At 59.8% G+C, this 14,332-nt stretch carries 16 protein-coding genes and 1 pseudogene; 13 read left to right on the top strand and 4 right to left on the bottom strand.

Annotated elements, in window-relative coordinates; translation table 11 throughout:
• The 11 genes from FFS21_RS15620 to FFS21_RS15570 all read left to right on the top strand — a co-directional run.
• Nucleotides 1-249 (top strand): LysR substrate-binding domain-containing protein (locus FFS21_RS15620; protein WP_249359433.1); only part of this gene is annotated, 249 nt, incomplete at its 5' end.
• A gap of 179 nt (nucleotides 250-428) precedes the next feature.
• Nucleotides 429-1,163: a succinate dehydrogenase/fumarate reductase iron-sulfur subunit gene (locus FFS21_RS15615; RefSeq protein WP_137925701.1), complete on the top strand. Its 735-nt coding sequence runs from the start codon at nucleotides 429-431 to the stop codon at nucleotides 1,161-1,163.
• 2 nt (nucleotides 1,164-1,165) lie between these two features.
• Nucleotides 1,166-1,501: a succinate dehydrogenase/fumarate reductase transmembrane subunit gene (locus FFS21_RS15610; RefSeq protein ID WP_137925700.1), complete on the top strand. Its 336-nt coding sequence runs from the start codon at nucleotides 1,166-1,168 to the stop codon at nucleotides 1,499-1,501.
• A complete protein-coding gene (locus FFS21_RS15605) occupies nucleotides 1,498-1,845 on the top strand; it encodes a succinate dehydrogenase/fumarate reductase transmembrane subunit (RefSeq protein WP_137925699.1) in 348 nt (115 codons plus the stop codon). The genes FFS21_RS15610 and FFS21_RS15605 overlap by 4 nt, the downstream gene beginning before the upstream one ends.
• Nucleotide 1,846: 1 nt before the next feature.
• Nucleotides 1,847-3,595 (top strand): L-aspartate oxidase, encoded by a 1,749-nt coding sequence (locus FFS21_RS15600; RefSeq protein WP_137925698.1) that lies wholly within the window; start codon nucleotides 1,847-1,849, stop codon nucleotides 3,593-3,595.
• Between the two features lie 12 nt (nucleotides 3,596-3,607).
• Complete coding sequence (locus FFS21_RS15595; RefSeq protein WP_137925697.1) at nucleotides 3,608-4,543, top strand: fumarate hydratase; 936 nt, start codon at nucleotides 3,608-3,610, stop codon at nucleotides 4,541-4,543.
• Nucleotides 4,537-5,220, top strand: a complete 684-nt coding sequence (locus FFS21_RS15590; protein WP_137925696.1) for a fumarate hydratase C-terminal domain-containing protein — start codon at nucleotides 4,537-4,539, stop codon at nucleotides 5,218-5,220. The genes FFS21_RS15595 and FFS21_RS15590 overlap by 7 nt, the downstream gene beginning before the upstream one ends.
• Before the next feature lie 37 nt (nucleotides 5,221-5,257).
• Entirely contained in the window at nucleotides 5,258-6,091 is an 834-nt protein-coding gene (locus FFS21_RS15585; protein WP_137925695.1) for an amidohydrolase family protein, read from the top strand.
• A gap of 78 nt (nucleotides 6,092-6,169) precedes the next feature.
• The gene (locus FFS21_RS15580) at nucleotides 6,170-7,084 is read left to right on the top strand and encodes a LysR substrate-binding domain-containing protein (protein WP_137925703.1); all 915 of its coding nucleotides are present in this window, start codon (nucleotides 6,170-6,172) and stop codon (nucleotides 7,082-7,084) included.
• A gap of 235 nt (nucleotides 7,085-7,319) precedes the next feature.
• Nucleotides 7,320-8,414 (top strand): Bug family tripartite tricarboxylate transporter substrate binding protein, encoded by a 1,095-nt coding sequence (locus FFS21_RS15575; RefSeq protein ID WP_137925694.1) that lies wholly within the window; start codon nucleotides 7,320-7,322, stop codon nucleotides 8,412-8,414.
• Between the two features lie 48 nt (nucleotides 8,415-8,462).
• Nucleotides 8,463-9,206: a sulfite exporter TauE/SafE family protein gene (locus tag FFS21_RS15570; RefSeq protein ID WP_137925693.1), complete on the top strand. Its 744-nt coding sequence runs from the start codon at nucleotides 8,463-8,465 to the stop codon at nucleotides 9,204-9,206.
• A gap of 12 nt (nucleotides 9,207-9,218) precedes the next feature.
• On the opposite strand, the gene aspA is transcribed toward FFS21_RS15570, so the two are convergent.
• Nucleotides 9,219-10,646, bottom strand: a complete 1,428-nt coding sequence (gene aspA / locus FFS21_RS15565; protein ID WP_137925692.1) for an aspartate ammonia-lyase — start codon at nucleotides 10,644-10,646, stop codon at nucleotides 9,219-9,221.
• A 127-nt stretch (nucleotides 10,647-10,773) separates the two neighbouring features.
• Here aspA and FFS21_RS32030 point away from each other — a divergent pair, with 127 nt between their 5' ends.
• Nucleotides 10,774-11,043 carry a hypothetical protein gene (locus FFS21_RS32030; RefSeq protein WP_171020419.1) on the top strand — a complete coding sequence of 90 codons (270 nt, stop codon included), beginning with the start codon at nucleotides 10,774-10,776 and terminating at the stop codon, nucleotides 11,041-11,043.
• Nucleotides 10,977-11,648: pseudogene (locus FFS21_RS15560) on the top strand (IS30 family transposase); the annotation flags it as partial. The gene FFS21_RS32030 and the pseudogene FFS21_RS15560, both read left to right, overlap by 67 nt.
• A 196-nt stretch (nucleotides 11,649-11,844) precedes the next feature.
• Here the strand turns inward: FFS21_RS15560 and FFS21_RS15555 are convergent.
• From FFS21_RS15555 to FFS21_RS15545, 3 genes are all read right to left on the bottom strand, one after another.
• The gene (locus FFS21_RS15555) at nucleotides 11,845-12,753 is read right to left on the bottom strand and encodes a LysR family transcriptional regulator (protein WP_137925691.1); all 909 of its coding nucleotides are present in this window, start codon (nucleotides 12,751-12,753) and stop codon (nucleotides 11,845-11,847) included.
• A complete protein-coding gene (locus FFS21_RS32920) occupies nucleotides 12,746-13,036 on the bottom strand; it encodes a low temperature requirement protein A (RefSeq protein WP_160471907.1) in 291 nt (96 codons plus the stop codon). Before FFS21_RS32920 ends, FFS21_RS15555 begins: the two co-directional genes overlap by 8 nt.
• Before the next feature lie 296 nt (nucleotides 13,037-13,332).
• Complete coding sequence (locus FFS21_RS15545; RefSeq protein WP_137925689.1) at nucleotides 13,333-14,106, bottom strand: SDR family oxidoreductase; 774 nt, start codon at nucleotides 14,104-14,106, stop codon at nucleotides 13,333-13,335.
• Between the last annotated feature and the right edge of the window lie 226 nt (nucleotides 14,107-14,332).

Genomic DNA, 14,332 nt, shown 5'->3' with positions numbered 1-14,332 from the left:
TTGCGTGATGCAGCGATCGAAGGGGTGGGCATCGCATTGCTTCCGGACTTCAGCGCCCAATCCGCTCTGGAGACCGGCCGCCTGGTCGAAGTGTTGCCGCAGTGGCGATCGACAGGGGCATTTGGCGATTGGTTGTACGCCATTCGCCCTTACTCTGCGCACGCTTCCCGCGTGTCGCAGGTGTTTGTAGATTACCTCCGGGAGGTCTTTTCGGATGGTTTTGCATCCACTCCACCGGCGCTGATCTGACTTTTTAAGAAAGAAGTGTCCTGAGGGGCATTTTTTGGATTTTAGTTCAAAAAATATCAAGTTATAAATTATTGATTAAGAAATATCGATTACTTAAACTCGTTTCAACACACCACAAAAGACCACGGCCACGCATTCAGGTTTGCGCGTCCGCGGATCGAACGAGACGGGAGACAGTGATGGAGGCGACAAAGGCCGCGCAACGCATGCTCACAGTGAAGATTGCCCGCGGCACCGAGGACGGAAACTTCGCGACGTATGAGGTGCCGTGGCGCGAAAACCAGACCGTGCTGGATGTGGTGACCGAGGTGCAGCGCCGTATCGATCCAACACTGTCGTATCGATTCGCCTGCCGTGTTGGCGTGTGCGGCTCCTGCGCCATGACGGTGAACGGCAAGCCGCGTTGGACATGCCGCACACATGTGAGTCGCGTGGAAGAGGACGGTGTGATCGTCATCGAGCCGATGCGCAACATGCCACGCATCAAGGACCTCGTGGTGGACATGTCGGAGTTCTTCGACAAATGGAAGAAAGCGGGTAACACGTTCGTTGGCACTGCCACACGTCATGACCCGCCCGCCGCAGTGTCCCCGACCAGCAAGAAGCGGAAGATGGCTGATGCTGCCATCGAGTGCATCAACTGTGGCGTCTGCTATGCCTCGTGCGACGTGGTGGCATGGGACAAGGAATACCTCGGTCCTGCGGCGCTGAATCGTGCATGGACGCTTTACAACGACGAGCGTCATGCCGATCCGAAGGACGTCCTGAAGAAGGCCACCTCGGGCAGTGGATGCAATTCCTGTCATACGCAAGGCAACTGCATGACCCACTGCCCGGTCAGTCTGAGTCCCACTGGAAGCATTGCGGGCTTGAAGAAGAATGCCTTGCTTCAGTTCCTGAAGGGAGGTGACTGACTATGGAGCAGCGTCTGTTCGCACTCCAGCGCTTGAGCGCGATGGTCATGGCGCCTTTCGTGCTCGTGCATCTCGGCGTCATTCTGTATGCGGTGCGGGGTGGGCTGACCGCAGCGGAGATCCTTTCCCGCACACAAGGCAGCCTTCTCTGGATTCCGTTCTACTCCCTGTTCGTGATCAGCGTGGCAGTCCACGTGCCCATTGGTCTGCGCAACATTTTGATCGAGTGGGGCCGCTTGAGCAGAAGCACAGCATCGGTCTGCTGCCTGCTGTTCGGATTGATGCTGCTTTCAATGGGCCTGCGCGCCGTGGCCGCGGTAGGAGGGCTGGGATCATGAAGTCACCAAGAAATCACCGTGCCTACTGGGCGTTTCTTGGGCATCGGCTGTCGGGTCTCGCGCTTGGCATTTTCCTGCCGGCTCACTTCTACGTCCTGGGTCTCGCACTTGACCAGCAAGCCCGCATGGACGCCTTCCTGAAGTTCGCTGATATGGGCGCAGTCAAGTTTGGCGAATGGGGCCTCGTGCTGCTTCTGTCCATCCACATGTCGTTTGGCCTTCGGCTGCTGGCGCTGGAGCTTCTGCCATGGAGTACGACGCGCGATGCGCGCCTGTCATGGATTAGCTGGGGAGGTGCGCTCTCACTGTGTATCGGCGTGATCTTTGCCATGGGGGTAATTTGAAATGCAGATCGAGAACTACAAGACAGACATCCTGATCCTGGGCACCGGTGGCGCAGGGCTGTTCGCAGCGTTGCATGCCAAGAAGGCGAATCCAACGTTGAGAGTATCGGTGGCAGTCAAGGGTCTGCTGGGTAAGTGCGGTTGTACGCGGATGGTCCAGGGCGGCTACAACGTGGCGCTGTCCACGGGCGATTCGGTAGAGCGTCATTTCATGGACACGATCGAAGGTGGCAAGTGGTTGCCGCGCCAGGATCTGGCCTGGCGCCTCGTTGAAGGTGCCATTGAGCGCGTACGTGAACTTGAAAACGAGATCGGCTGCTTCTTCGACCGCAATCCGGACGGCACACTGCATCAGAAGGCATTCGCGGGCCAGAGCTTCGATCGCACGGTCCACAAGGCCGACCTGACGGGCATCGAGATCATCAACCGCCTGATGGAGCAGGTGAGGGCGCTCGATGTGGAAGAGCTGGAAGAGCATCGGGCTATCGAACTGATTCCGGCTGCGGACGGTTCGGGTATCTCCGGCGTGCTTTTCATCGACATGCGTCAAGGCACCTATCGGTTCGTGCAGGCCAAGGCCATACTGCTGGCGACGGGCGCCGGACCCACGATGTACCGCTACCACACGCCATCCGGTGACAAGACTTGCGACGGCCTGGCGATGGCCATGCGCTATGGGTTGAGCCTTCGCGACATGGAGATGGTGCAGTTCCATCCGACTGGCTTGCTGGGTGGGCCGGATACCCGCATGACTGGAACGGTGCTCGAGGAGGGCTTGCGCGGTGCGGGCGGCTGGCTGATCAACGGCAACGGGGATCGCTTCATGACCAACTACGACCCTCGCGGCGAGCGCGCGACGCGCGACGTGGTCAGCCGTGGCATCTACTCCGAAATGCGCGCAGGCCGGACCGGCCCGATGGGCGGGGTCTATATCCAGATGAGTCATCTGGGGCCTGAGAAGGTGGCAAAAACCTTTCCGGGGATGGTCAACCGTTGCAAGGACTGCGGCTTCGACCTGGCGGGCGGCCGCGTGGAAGTCGTGCCGACTGCCCACTATCTGATGGGTGGCGTGGAATTCGATGTGGACTGCAGCACGGCGTCCCCCGGCCTGTTCGCAGCCGGCGAGGACTGCGGAGGCGTGCACGGTGCCAATCGTCTGGGTGGCAATGGCGTAGCGAACTCAACCGTTTTCGGCGGCATCGCGGGCGATTCCATGGCCGCATACGCAGCGAAGGTTCAGCACTGGAAAGAGCCGGACAAGCGGGTCATCCTCAGCGGCATCGAACGCGCGGAGTACCCGTTCTCAAAGACGCCGGGTGCAATCCACGAACTCCGCGACGCGCTGGCCCAGACGATGTGGGATGACGTTGGCGTGCTGCGTAACGAGCAGGCGATGCGCCGAGGACTCTCGTCGGTCGCGGACCACCGCAACGCGTTGATGGCCATGGGCGTACCCGATGGGGATCGCCGCTACAACGTGACCTGGCACGACTGGCTGAATCTGCAAAGTCTGGTCGACATGTCCCGCGTGATCACTGTTTCCGCGCTGGCCCGTGAAAACAGCCGCGGCGCCCATGCTCGCGAGGATTTTCCGGAGCCCGGCGATCTGCATAGCAGTCGCTACACCCGCGTGACAGCGGATGGCGATGATATTCGTCTGGAGATGGTTCCGGTGAAGTTCGACATCGTGAGGCCCGGCACATCACTGATTACCGGTGAGGCCGGTCAACCCCCAAAAGTTGCAGCATAGAGGACCGCTACGATGACCATCTCTATCGACCGGGTCGAGGAAGCCGCGTTCGAAATCATGAAACGCGCCGCGATCGAGATCCCCAAGGACTACAAGCAGGGCATCCAGGCATTGCAAAGGACCGAAACCGGCAAACTGCCGCGATTCGTGATCCACGCCATGCAGGACAACTGGGAGGCCGCCGACCAGGACCGCCGGCCCATGTGCGCCGACACCGGCCTGCCTCGCTACTACGTCAAGGTAGGCAATAACGCCACGGTGCAACGCGGCTTTGTCGCGGTGGAGCGCGCGTTGCGTAAAGCCACGGCCGACGCCACGCTCGCAGTTCCGCTGCGTCCCAATCGGGTTCATCCGCTCTGGCGCACGGATAACAACAATAACGTCGGCATCAACGCGCCCGAGATCGAGTGGTCATTCGAGCCGGATTCGGACTGGGTGGATATCACCACTGTCCACAAGGGTGGGCTGTTCGGGACCGATTACCGGATGTTGTTCCCCGGCGATGGCATCGACGGCATCAAACGATTCGTGCTCGATACCCTGATCGCGTTCGGAAAGCGCGGCCTGGCCTGTCAGCCTGCGATCGTCGGCATCGGTCTGGGCGGATCGAAGGATACGTGCATGCAGCTCGGCAAACAGGCAGCCTGCCTGCGGGTGGTGGGCGACCGCAATCCCGACCCGAAGATCGCCGAGCTTGAACTTGAACTCATGAAGCTGGGTAACTCTATTGGCATGGGCGCCATGGGTTTCGTGGGTTCCTCGATGGTGGTCGACTGCCATATCGAGGTCGGCCATACGCATACCGGTGGGATGCCAATCAGCCTCCATACGTTCTGCCTGTCGTCGCGGCGCGCTACAGCGCGCATCCATGCAGACGGCAATATCGAATATCGGACGGACCCACAGTGGTTCACCCCATACCTGCGCAGGGAGACGGTCGAATGGTAAGCCCGCAAGACGATGAACTGAAGGTCTTCCACATTAACCTGCCCGCCACGACGGAAGACATTGCCAAGCTCGAACTGGGAGCTGCCGTCTACCTGACAGGCGTGGTCTACACAGCGCGGGAAGGCGTCTACAAAAAGGTGCTTGACGAGGGCCTGGAGCCGCCGGTCGAGCTCCGTGGCCTGAGCAATGTCAACTTTCATTGCTCACCTGCCGCCGCGCCTAACGACGATGGCAGCTATAACGTTGGCGCCGTGACAGCCACCGCAAGTTTCCGCTTCTCGAAGTGGATACCGAAGTGGATGGAGAAGACCGCGTGCCGCATCTTCATCGGCAAGGGTGGTATGCCAGCCGACGACTACAAGCGCGTGCTCGCGCCCGGTGGGGCGATCTATCTCACGACGGTCGGTTATGGCACTGGCGCACTGCTCGGTCGCGGTATCAAGCAGGTGAAGGACGTGTTCTGGCTCGACGAGCTTGGCATTGCGCAGGCGATGTGGATGTTCGAGGTGGAGAACTTCGGTCCGTTCATTGTCGAGAGCGATCTGGATGGCAATTCGCTGTTTGCGCAGCATGCCGAAGTGATCAACGCTGGGATCGAAAAGCTCTACGCAGGGTTGAAGCCGCCAGCACTGCATCGATACGGCGAAACCGACGATCGCAAGAACGAAGTGATGTAACGACCAGCGCCACAGCAGACCAGATCCAGGACAAGCCATGATTATCGATTTCAGACTTCGACCACCAGTAGGCGGATTCCTCGACACGCTGATGTATTCAGCAGGGGAGCGCCGTGATGGCTTTACCCGTACCGTTGGCTTCGAGCCGTCTCCTGCGGCCCAGCAGCAGTCCATGGATTTGTTAGTCAAGGAAATGGACGAAGCCGGCGTGGACAAGGGCGTTGTGGTCGGGCGTCTCGCCGGGACATTGGGCAGTGTGTCGAATGAGGACGTGTCGCGGATCGTGCGCGACTATCCGCAACGCTTCATTGGCGCCGCGTCCATTGATCCGACCAATCGGGTCGCGGCATGCAAGACGATCTCGGATGCGGTGGCCAGTGGCTTCAAGGCTATCAACATCGAGCCTGGGTCATACCCGATTCCGATGTATGCCGATGACCGGCGGTTGTACCCGATCTACGCGCATTGCGAAGATCTGGGCGTGCCCGTGATCATGATGGTCGGCGGCACCGCAGGTCCTGACCTGAGCTATTCCGATCCGGTGAAGACCGACCGCGTCCTGGCGGACTTTCCGGGGCTCAAGGTCGTCGTTGCACATGGCGGATGGCCCTGGGTTACGGAGATCCTGCACATCGCTTTCCGACGGCCGAACATGTATTTGTCGCCGGATATGTACTTCTCGCGCATGCCGGGCTGGGAAGAATACGTCAAGGCGGCCGACACGTTCCTTGCCGACCGCATGCTGTATGCAAGCTCCTTTCCATTCTGTCCGGTGCGGGACTACAAGCAATGGTTCGAGACGTTGCCGATTCGTCCGGAGAACCTGGAAAAGGTCATGGGCGGCAATGCGCGTCGCCTGCTGGGGCTTTAGTCCGCGTGGGCGATGTCCATGCGGCAAAATGACGGCGTCACGCGCTCGCGGAATGCATCACAAACCAATTTGTCAGACATGGACGTCAAAACGCTTTACACGCTTGTAGCCATCGCTGATCGGGGCAGTTTTGCCGAGGCTGGCAACGCCATCGGGCTGACGATTTCGGCCGTCAGTATGCAAATGCGGGCGCTCGAAGAGGAACTTGGCATCACCATCTTCGATCGGAGTCGACGGCCCCCCGTGCTCACTGACGCGGGGCTGGCATTTACCAATCGTGCACGTGATCTTCTGACCCATTGGGAAAGCATGAGTGCTGCGCTCAAGCGAGAGGCGGCCGGAGGCGTGCTGAAGCTGGGTTCCGTGCATACCTGCGTTTCCGGCGTCCTGCCTCTTGCACTGAAGCGGCTGCATCAGCAGGGGCATCGCGTCGACATCCACCTGACCACGGGCCTTACCCATGATCTGGAAAGGGCTGTGCATCGGCGGCAGTTGGATGTCGCAGTCGTCACCGAACCCGAGGTCCCGCGCTTGGACCTGCAGTTCATGCCGTTCTTCAATGAGGAGTTCGTGGTGATCACGCACGTCACGACACGAGGAGATTCGGACAAGGGAATCCTGGAAACAACGCCCTATGTGCGGTTCAATCGCACCGCCCGGGTGGGGCTACTCGTCCAGGAGGAAATGGTACGGCGTCAGATTGCGGTCCGGTCGACCATGGAGATCGACACACTGGAGGGTGTGATCGCGATGGTAGCCAATGGTCTGGGCTCGTCGGTCGTGCCGGCCCGTGGTGTGGAAAACGAGTTCCCGGCATCGATCCGAACCATTCCGTTTGGCTCGCCTCCGTTGATGAGGCGGCTCGGCATTCTGGTTCCCCGGGATAATCCGCGTGCGCATCTTTCACACCTGCTGCTGGAGGCGCTCACCGATGTGACACGGCCCACCAGTGCGCCGGATGACGGTCGTCCGAGGCTAGTGCAGAAGAGCTGAGCATATCGGATCTTCCGGAGTAGAAAACAAAACCAAACGTCATTGTCCAGGCCCATCCTGAGAGGGATGGGTCAGGGGATTATTTCGCCAAAAATAAGCATAAGAAACGCTATCGATAACGTTAAACGCAATCACTCGTTTCGGCTTTGGCATGCCCGTAATTAGGATTATCTGGAAGACAGTGAGTTACACACAATAGTCGCCGCCTGATGGTGACGCCACAAAGGAGACAACGATGGACTCGAACGGTACGGAGATGGCCATTGGCAATTGGCTTGTGCGAGGGCGGCAGTGGTGGCGCCGGATACGCCAACATTCCTTCGTCAAGGAGTTGTGCCGGGACCGCGATGCACCGCAGTTCAGCATGTCGACCGGAGTGGCCATGTTTGCGTTCGTCATTGCGCCGGTGGCGATGGTGCCAGCCCACGCGGAAGAATGGCCGAGCAAGCCAATTCGTCTAGTGGTCCCATTTGCGTCCGGAGGCGCCACAGACTTGCTGGCTCGTGCAGTTGCCGTCGAGCTCGGCAAGCAGTGGAAGCAGCCCGTTGTCGTGGACAACCGTCCTGGTGCCGGAGGTGCGGTCGGGGCGGAAGCCGTTGCCAAATCGGCCCCTGACGGTTACACGCTATTGCTTGCGTCGGGGAGCATGTTCACGGTTAATCCATTCATCTATCAGAAGCTGCCGTACTCGGCCGAGAGCTTCGAGATGATCAGCAAGATCGCCAGCGGTCCGATGGTGCTGACGGTGAATACCAAGTTGCCGGCGAAAACGATGGCGGAATTCATCAGCTATGCCAAGGCGCATCCTGGCAAACTGACTTTTGCGTCGGCAGGCAATGGCAGCCAGGTGCACATTGCAAACGAAGCCTTCGCGGAAGCCGCGGGCATTGATGTAGTGCACGTGCCGTATAAGGGAGAAGGCCCCGCCTACGCAGACCTGATGGCGGGTACGGTCGATATGACCGTTGGGAACATCAATGCCATATCGCCGCTGCTCAAGGGTAATCGGCTCCGCGCACTGGCGGTGACAGGCAAGGAGCGATCCCCGTTGTTGCCCGAGGTGCCGACTATGTCTGAGGCAGGGCTTCCAGGCTTCACCTTCTTTGGGTGGTTCGCGTTGATGGCGCCAACAGGAACGCCCAAGGAATTGACCGCAAGGATGTACGCAGATCTGGAGAAGGCCACCGCTGGACCGAGCATGCAGCAGTATCTCGCGGCGCAAGGCATGACGAGAACGCTGACGCCGAAGGGGCAGCTTCCACAGGAGATCGCGCAAGAGTCCGGCCGCTGGAAGCAACTGGTCACCAAGCGGAAGATCTCTGCCAACTAACTGAAGCGCCGTAACTTGCGAGGCATTTCGGTCGCAAACTGGAGAGCCATGGGAACGGAACACTACGCGGTGCTGGGGGCGACGGTCGTAGGCGCTTACACGGTTTTCGGACTCACAGGTTTCGGTGCGGCGATGGTGGCCGTGCCGATCCTGGTGCAGTTCCTTCCGCTGCAGTTCGTCGTGCCCATGCTTCTCCTCCTCGACCTCGTGACGACTGCGATGGTCGGGCTGCGCAACTGGAATTCGGTATCCCGGCCCGAACTGCTTCGCCTCTTGCCGTTCATGATGGTGGGCGTGGCGCTGGGTACGACGGTGCTTGCCCAAGTCGAATCACGCTGGCTCCTCGTCGCCCTCGGTCTCTTCGTGCTTTTCATGACGGGGAGAGCGCTGCTAAGCACTTCGACACGAGCGGAGGACGTGCCGAAGGGCTGGGCGGTACCGGCTGGCGTCGTGGGAGGCATATTCAGCGCATTGTTCGGCACTGGAGGCCCCATCTATACGATGTATTTGTCGCGCAGGCTGCCGCAGATCGACGCATTCCGTTCGACGATCGCTGCGGTGATCCTCTTAAGTGCTCTGGTGCGTCTGGCGACTTTCGCCAGCAGTGGACTGTTGCAGCAAGCAGACTTGCTGCGCAGCGCCGCAATTGCGATGCCCTTCAGCCTGCTCGGACTCGCGATTGGATCGCGCTTGCGCCGCGCCATCTCCGCTGAGGCGGTGCGGCGCGCACTATTGCTCTTTCTTGCTGCAAGCGGCGTTTCCGTACTTTGTCGCGGTTTGCTGATGCATTGAGGGCAGCAAGATTCAGGGCTTCTTCGTATGGAGATCAAGCGGAACAGGGCGCGTCAGCGACTCCGGACGCAGGATCCTGTCGAGTTCATCCTGCGACAGCAGTCCTCTGCGCAGAACGATTTCATAGACGCTGCCACCGGTGACATGAGCTTCCTGAGCGACCGCCGTCGCGTTCTCGTATCCGATGTAGGGGTTCAGCGCCGTGACCACGCCAATCGAGTTCTGAACCGCGGCGCGCAGCTTGTCTTCATTCGCCGTGATGCCGCTTACGCAGCGTTCCGCCAAGGTCAGGCAGCCCGCGCGAAGATGGCTGACGCTTTTGAAGAGGCTGTGCGCAATGATGGGCTCGAAGGCATTCAATTGAAGCTGTCCCGCTTCTGCCGCGAAGCTGACCGTGACATCGTTGCCGATGACTTCGAAGGCAATCTGGTTCACGACTTCCGGAATAACGGGATTCACTTTGCCAGGCATGATGCTGGAGCCCGCCTGCATGGGCGGCAGGTTGATCTCGCCGAGACCGGCCCTGGGTCCGCTGGACAGCAGGCGCAGGTCATTGCAAGTCTTGGAAAGCTTGACGGCCACTCGCTTCAGCACGCCCGAGAGCTGCACGAATGATCCGCAGTCTTGCGTGGCTTCGATCAGGTTGGGCGCTGTCGAGAGCGGGATGCCGGTGATATCACGCAGCCGCTGCAGCACGAGCGGCGCGTACGATGGATGCGCGGTAATGCCTGTGCCGATGGCCGTAGCGCCGAGATTGATTTCGCAGATCAACATGGCGGCCTCACGCAGGCGTTGCTCGTCTTCCCCCAGCATCACCGCATAGGTACTGAACTCCTGTCCGAGCGTCATGGGTACGGCATCCTGCAATTGCGTACGCCCCATCTTGATGACGTGCGCGAACTCGTCCGCCTTTGCCTCGAAGGCTTTGCGCAGGACGGCCATGGCATCCACCAGCCCTCCAATGCCGAACCAGGTGGCTACCTTGAGTGCGCTCGGATAGACGTCGTTCGTGCTCTGGCCAATGTTGACGTGCTCGTTCGGGTGGAGATGCTGATACTCCCCCCTGCGGTGGCCGAGCAACTCCAGCGCCCGATTCGCGATGACCTCGTTGGCGTTCATGTTCGTCGAGGTGCCGGCGCCGCCTTGTATCACATCGACGACAAACTGCTGATGGAGCGCGCCGTCGGCAATTTCCTTGCACGCATTGACGATCGCATCGCAACGCTGCTTGTCTAGCAAGCCGAGTTCATGATTCGCAAGTGCAGCCGCTTGCTTGATCGCGGCCAGCGCCTTGATGAGTTCGGGATAGATGGATATCGGCGTACCCGTGATCGGGAAGTTCTCGACGGCGCGCAGTGTGTGGACGCCGTAGTAGGCATCCGCAGGAACCTGTCGTTCGCCGAGTAGGTCGTGTTCGGTTCTGAAGCCTGCATTGGACATGATGGTCTCCGGGTACGGTGCGCCTGCAATGGATGGGGGCAGTGTAGTCCTTCAGCGTTGCCGTTATCGTCGCCATGCAAAGACGGTATGACTGTCGAAGGCCGTGCGGAGGTTATGCAAGAAGCGCATGGAAGCCCGCATCGTGGCCGTGCCCACCGTGTTCGCGCCTGGCACACCTGTTCCATTCTGGAACACCTCTTTCACACATGCCATCGACAACGGCAAGCCGGTACGCGAGACGGCTGCTGCCGACTTACCGCTGGCCGTGGACCACTTCCGTTACTTCGCGGGCTGCATCCGAGCGCAGGAAGGCAGCATTTCCGAGATCGCAAGGACTACCAAGTGTCACACGAGGCGATCTATCGTAGCCTTTATATTCAGGCGCGTGGCGCTTTGAAGAAGGAGTTGCTGGAGCATTTGCGGCGCTCGAGGGTCATGCGTCGGTCGCGCCAGTACACAATGAAGACTGAGGGACGCACCAATATCGCGAACGCCGTCTCGATCAGTGAACGTCCTGCCACGGCCGAAGATCGTGCGATACCAGGGCACTGGGAGGGCGACCTGCTATTCGGCGACGCTAACAGCCAAATCGCAACGCTGGTTGAACGCCAGAGCCGGTTCGTGATGCTGGTGAAGACGGCTGGCAAGGATTCTGAGGCCGTGGTCAACGCGCTGATCAAGCACGTCAGGAAGCTGCCGCAGGAGCTCTACAAATCGCTGACTTGGGATCGGGGCACAGAAATGGCCGGGCACAAGCGTTTCACTGTGGCGACAAATATTCAAGTCTATTTCTGCGACCCTCAGCACCCCTGGCAACGCGGTTCGAATGAAAACATGAATGGACTGCTGAGGCAGTATTTTCCGAAGGGCACCAACCTCTCAGCATATTCGCAAGCGAAACTCAACGCCGTAGCCAGGCGACTAAACGAGCGCCCTCGCAAGACGTTGAACTTCGATACGCCGGCTGAAAGGTTTCACCAGTACGTTGCATCGACCGGTTGAATCCGCAGCCGAGTCCGGAAGTTCGTCGCCCACCGGGCCTCGGATCCGGGCCGAACTTCCGTAGCCGACCTATTGCGGCCGGCTGAACCTTGTTCGGCAAACGTCCGCCGCAGGGTGAGGAAGGGGTAGTCCCCACCAATGGTAAGCATGCTGTAGAAGCGTTGATCTTTGCCGGCAGAAAGTCAACCTCGGCTGACTACCGCTCCAGATGCGCCTGAATCAGTTCCTCGAACCAATCCAGAAACACCGCCAGCCGTCTCGAACGCTGGTGGCGATGGGTGTATAGCAAGGAGACCGACATCGAAGCTGGGCGATGGGCGGGCAAAACCTCCACCAACTCGCCGGCGTCCAACAGGTGTTCCACGTCGAAGCGTGGAATCTGAATCAGCCCCAGGCCGGCTCGGCAGCAAGCAATATAGCCTTCGGCGTTGTTCGCTACCACCTGGCAGGGGACGTCCACGACGTGCTCCATCCTGTCATCGGACACATATTCCCAAGGTGACTCTCGCCCCGTTGTAGGCGATGTGTAACCCACCATCCGGTGCCCCGACACGAGATCGTCGGGTCGTTCGGGTATGCCTCGTTCTTGTATATAGCTGCGGCTGGCGCAGTTAATCAGCGCGATTGTTCCCAGCGAACGCACCACCAGGCTGCTGTCTTTCAGAGCGCCGACCCGCACTGCGCAATCCACACCGTCCCGCACCAAGTCGACCGCGCGATCGTTCGACCCCAAGATCAAGCGCAACTGCGGATACCGGCACAGAAGTGACGGCAATGCCGGCGCTACCAGGCGGCGAGCGATCCGACTGGGCACGTCAATCCGGAGCTGGCCCGACACCTGGCGCTGGCCGGCGTGGAACAGCAGGTCGATCTCTTCCACGTCGGCCAGTAGCGGACGCACGCGCTCGAGCAATCGCGTGCCATCCGCGGTCAGATGAACCTGGCGCGTGGTTCGGTGCAGTAGACGGGTGCCAACTTCGTCCTCCAACTGCCGGATGGCGGCCGAGACGGAGGCGCGCGGCACTTCCAGTGCATGTGCCGCCTTGATGAAGCTGCCCATCTCCGCCACCTGCACGAAAACTCGATACCGCTCAAATTTATCCATGCTCCTCTCTTTGCTCGAGGCTTCGGGACTGGTCGAATTCGCTACAGCTTCCGTCCATCCGGTGAAGCCAATGCGATCCCGAAATCCCACCGGCGAACATCAATCCGTGCTCGCCGCAAGCCTGAGGGATGCTCGCTACCATGACAAGGCGCAATAGCATCTTGACGAGCAACAGACTGCGGATGTGCAGCGTATCCGGATCGAGCCAGTCTTTGACCCAGCAAGTGTACTGCCAGCCTGGCCACACCGGGAACCAGATGCGTAGAGATTCCGTCCTGCCCATCGCGTCAAGTGGTGCAGTATCTGGTGGTTGAGTGGAGTGAGAGCAAAGACGTAGACGAGATCGAAGGACAGTCTTCTGAGTAACCGCCCTTCGCATGGAGACCATTCGCGCTGATCCAATGGGGGTGCTGACCAACGAGGGACGGCGAAGTCATTCATCCGATCATGCGTGCCACAGCGCCAGGCCGCGATAGTGGCGAGTGTGGCGGGCGTGGGGAAAACAATCAGGAGAACTCGCTGGTGACAGCGCTGCAAGCGCGCACACCAGCCCGAAGGTGTGTGCCCGCCCCACCTTGATTACTTGGTCGTGTAACCGCCGTTGATCAGGATGGTCTGGCCGGTGATCCACCAACCGTCGCTGACCAGATGGCGGATGAACGGAACGACGTCCTCGATGTCGGTGAGACCGGTCCTGCTAAATGGCGACAGAGCGCCGGCCGTCTTGTGGTAGGCCACCGCATCGGCGCCTTCCGCCGGGTAGAAGAACGGCGTATCCATTGGACCGGGGCCGACCGCAGTCACCGAGATCCCACGCGTGCCAAACTCCTTGGCGGCTGCGCGGGTGTAATGCTCGACCGGCGCCTTGGTGCCGGCGTAAGCCGCATAGAACGGTGTGAACGCTCCCAGCAAGGAGGTGACGACTGTGACGACCTTGCCGTTGTCGTTGACGTGCTTGCCGGCTTCCTTAAGAAAGAAGAACGCCGATTTCGAGTTCACCGCAGCCATCTCGTCGTACTCGACCTCGCTGATTTCGACCAAGGGCTTCTTGAGAACCTTGCCGACTGTATTGATCGCGATGTCAGGGCTGCCCACTGCTGCAATTGCATCGACGAACAGCTTCTCGACCGCGCCAGCGGTCGTCAGGTTCGCTTGGATCGCAATCGCCTGCGCACCAGCGCCCTTGACGGCGGCGACTGTCGCGTCCGCATCGGCTTTGCTGGTGGCACTGTTGTAGTGGATGACAACGGCTTTGGCACCTTGCTGGGCCAGGTCGCGAGCAATGAGTCCGCCCAAGTTCTTCGCACCGCCGGCAATGAGTACAGTCTTGCCTTTAATGGAATGATCTGTCATCTGCATTTCCTTTGTGAAACGTTGGGAGTCTCTACGTTAGAGGCGCCGTGCTCATGCATAAACTGGCGATCGCTGGATAGACAATCCAGAGAATCGAAACAATCGGCTTACATTGGATTTGCTGCCCGTCCACCATGAAAAGAACATCGCACACGGCCCGCCCACCCTCAAGCGCTGCTTCAGCGTGCCGATAAGACATATATCGCGGCATGTATCCCCTCATGTG

This window comes from Cupriavidus sp. 2SB (assembly GCF_005503625.1).
GTDB lineage: Bacteria > Pseudomonadota > Gammaproteobacteria > Burkholderiales > Burkholderiaceae > Cupriavidus.
This window is presented reverse-complemented; position numbering and strand designations above follow the sequence as displayed.

Excerpts from the sequence above, each read along its gene's own strand:
- FFS21_RS15615 (WP_137925701.1), top strand. The coding sequence starts at position 429 with ATGGAGGCGACAAAGGCCGCGCAACGCATGCTCACAGTGAAGATTGCC.
- FFS21_RS15610 (WP_137925700.1), top strand. The coding sequence starts at position 1,166 with ATGGAGCAGCGTCTGTTCGCACTCCAGCGCTTGAGCGCGATGGTCATG.
- FFS21_RS15605 (WP_137925699.1), top strand. The coding sequence starts at position 1,498 with ATGAAGTCACCAAGAAATCACCGTGCCTACTGGGCGTTTCTTGGGCAT.
- FFS21_RS15600 (WP_137925698.1), top strand. The coding sequence starts at position 1,847 with ATGCAGATCGAGAACTACAAGACAGACATCCTGATCCTGGGCACCGGT.
- FFS21_RS15595 (WP_137925697.1), top strand. The coding sequence starts at position 3,608 with ATGACCATCTCTATCGACCGGGTCGAGGAAGCCGCGTTCGAAATCATG.
- FFS21_RS15590 (WP_137925696.1), top strand. The coding sequence starts at position 4,537 with ATGGTAAGCCCGCAAGACGATGAACTGAAGGTCTTCCACATTAACCTG.
- FFS21_RS15585 (WP_137925695.1), top strand. The coding sequence starts at position 5,258 with ATGATTATCGATTTCAGACTTCGACCACCAGTAGGCGGATTCCTCGAC.
- FFS21_RS15580 (WP_137925703.1), top strand. The coding sequence starts at position 6,170 with ATGGACGTCAAAACGCTTTACACGCTTGTAGCCATCGCTGATCGGGGC.
- FFS21_RS15575 (WP_137925694.1), top strand. The coding sequence starts at position 7,320 with ATGGACTCGAACGGTACGGAGATGGCCATTGGCAATTGGCTTGTGCGA.
- FFS21_RS15570 (WP_137925693.1), top strand. The coding sequence starts at position 8,463 with ATGGGAACGGAACACTACGCGGTGCTGGGGGCGACGGTCGTAGGCGCT.
- aspA (WP_137925692.1), bottom strand. The coding sequence starts at position 10,646 with ATGTCCAATGCAGGCTTCAGAACCGAACACGACCTACTCGGCGAACGA.
- FFS21_RS32030 (WP_171020419.1), top strand. The coding sequence starts at position 10,774 with ATGGAAGCCCGCATCGTGGCCGTGCCCACCGTGTTCGCGCCTGGCACA.
- FFS21_RS15555 (WP_137925691.1), bottom strand. The coding sequence starts at position 12,753 with ATGGATAAATTTGAGCGGTATCGAGTTTTCGTGCAGGTGGCGGAGATG.
- FFS21_RS32920 (WP_160471907.1), bottom strand. The coding sequence starts at position 13,036 with ATGGGCAGGACGGAATCTCTACGCATCTGGTTCCCGGTGTGGCCAGGC.
- FFS21_RS15545 (WP_137925689.1), bottom strand. The coding sequence starts at position 14,106 with ATGACAGATCATTCCATTAAAGGCAAGACTGTACTCATTGCCGGCGGT.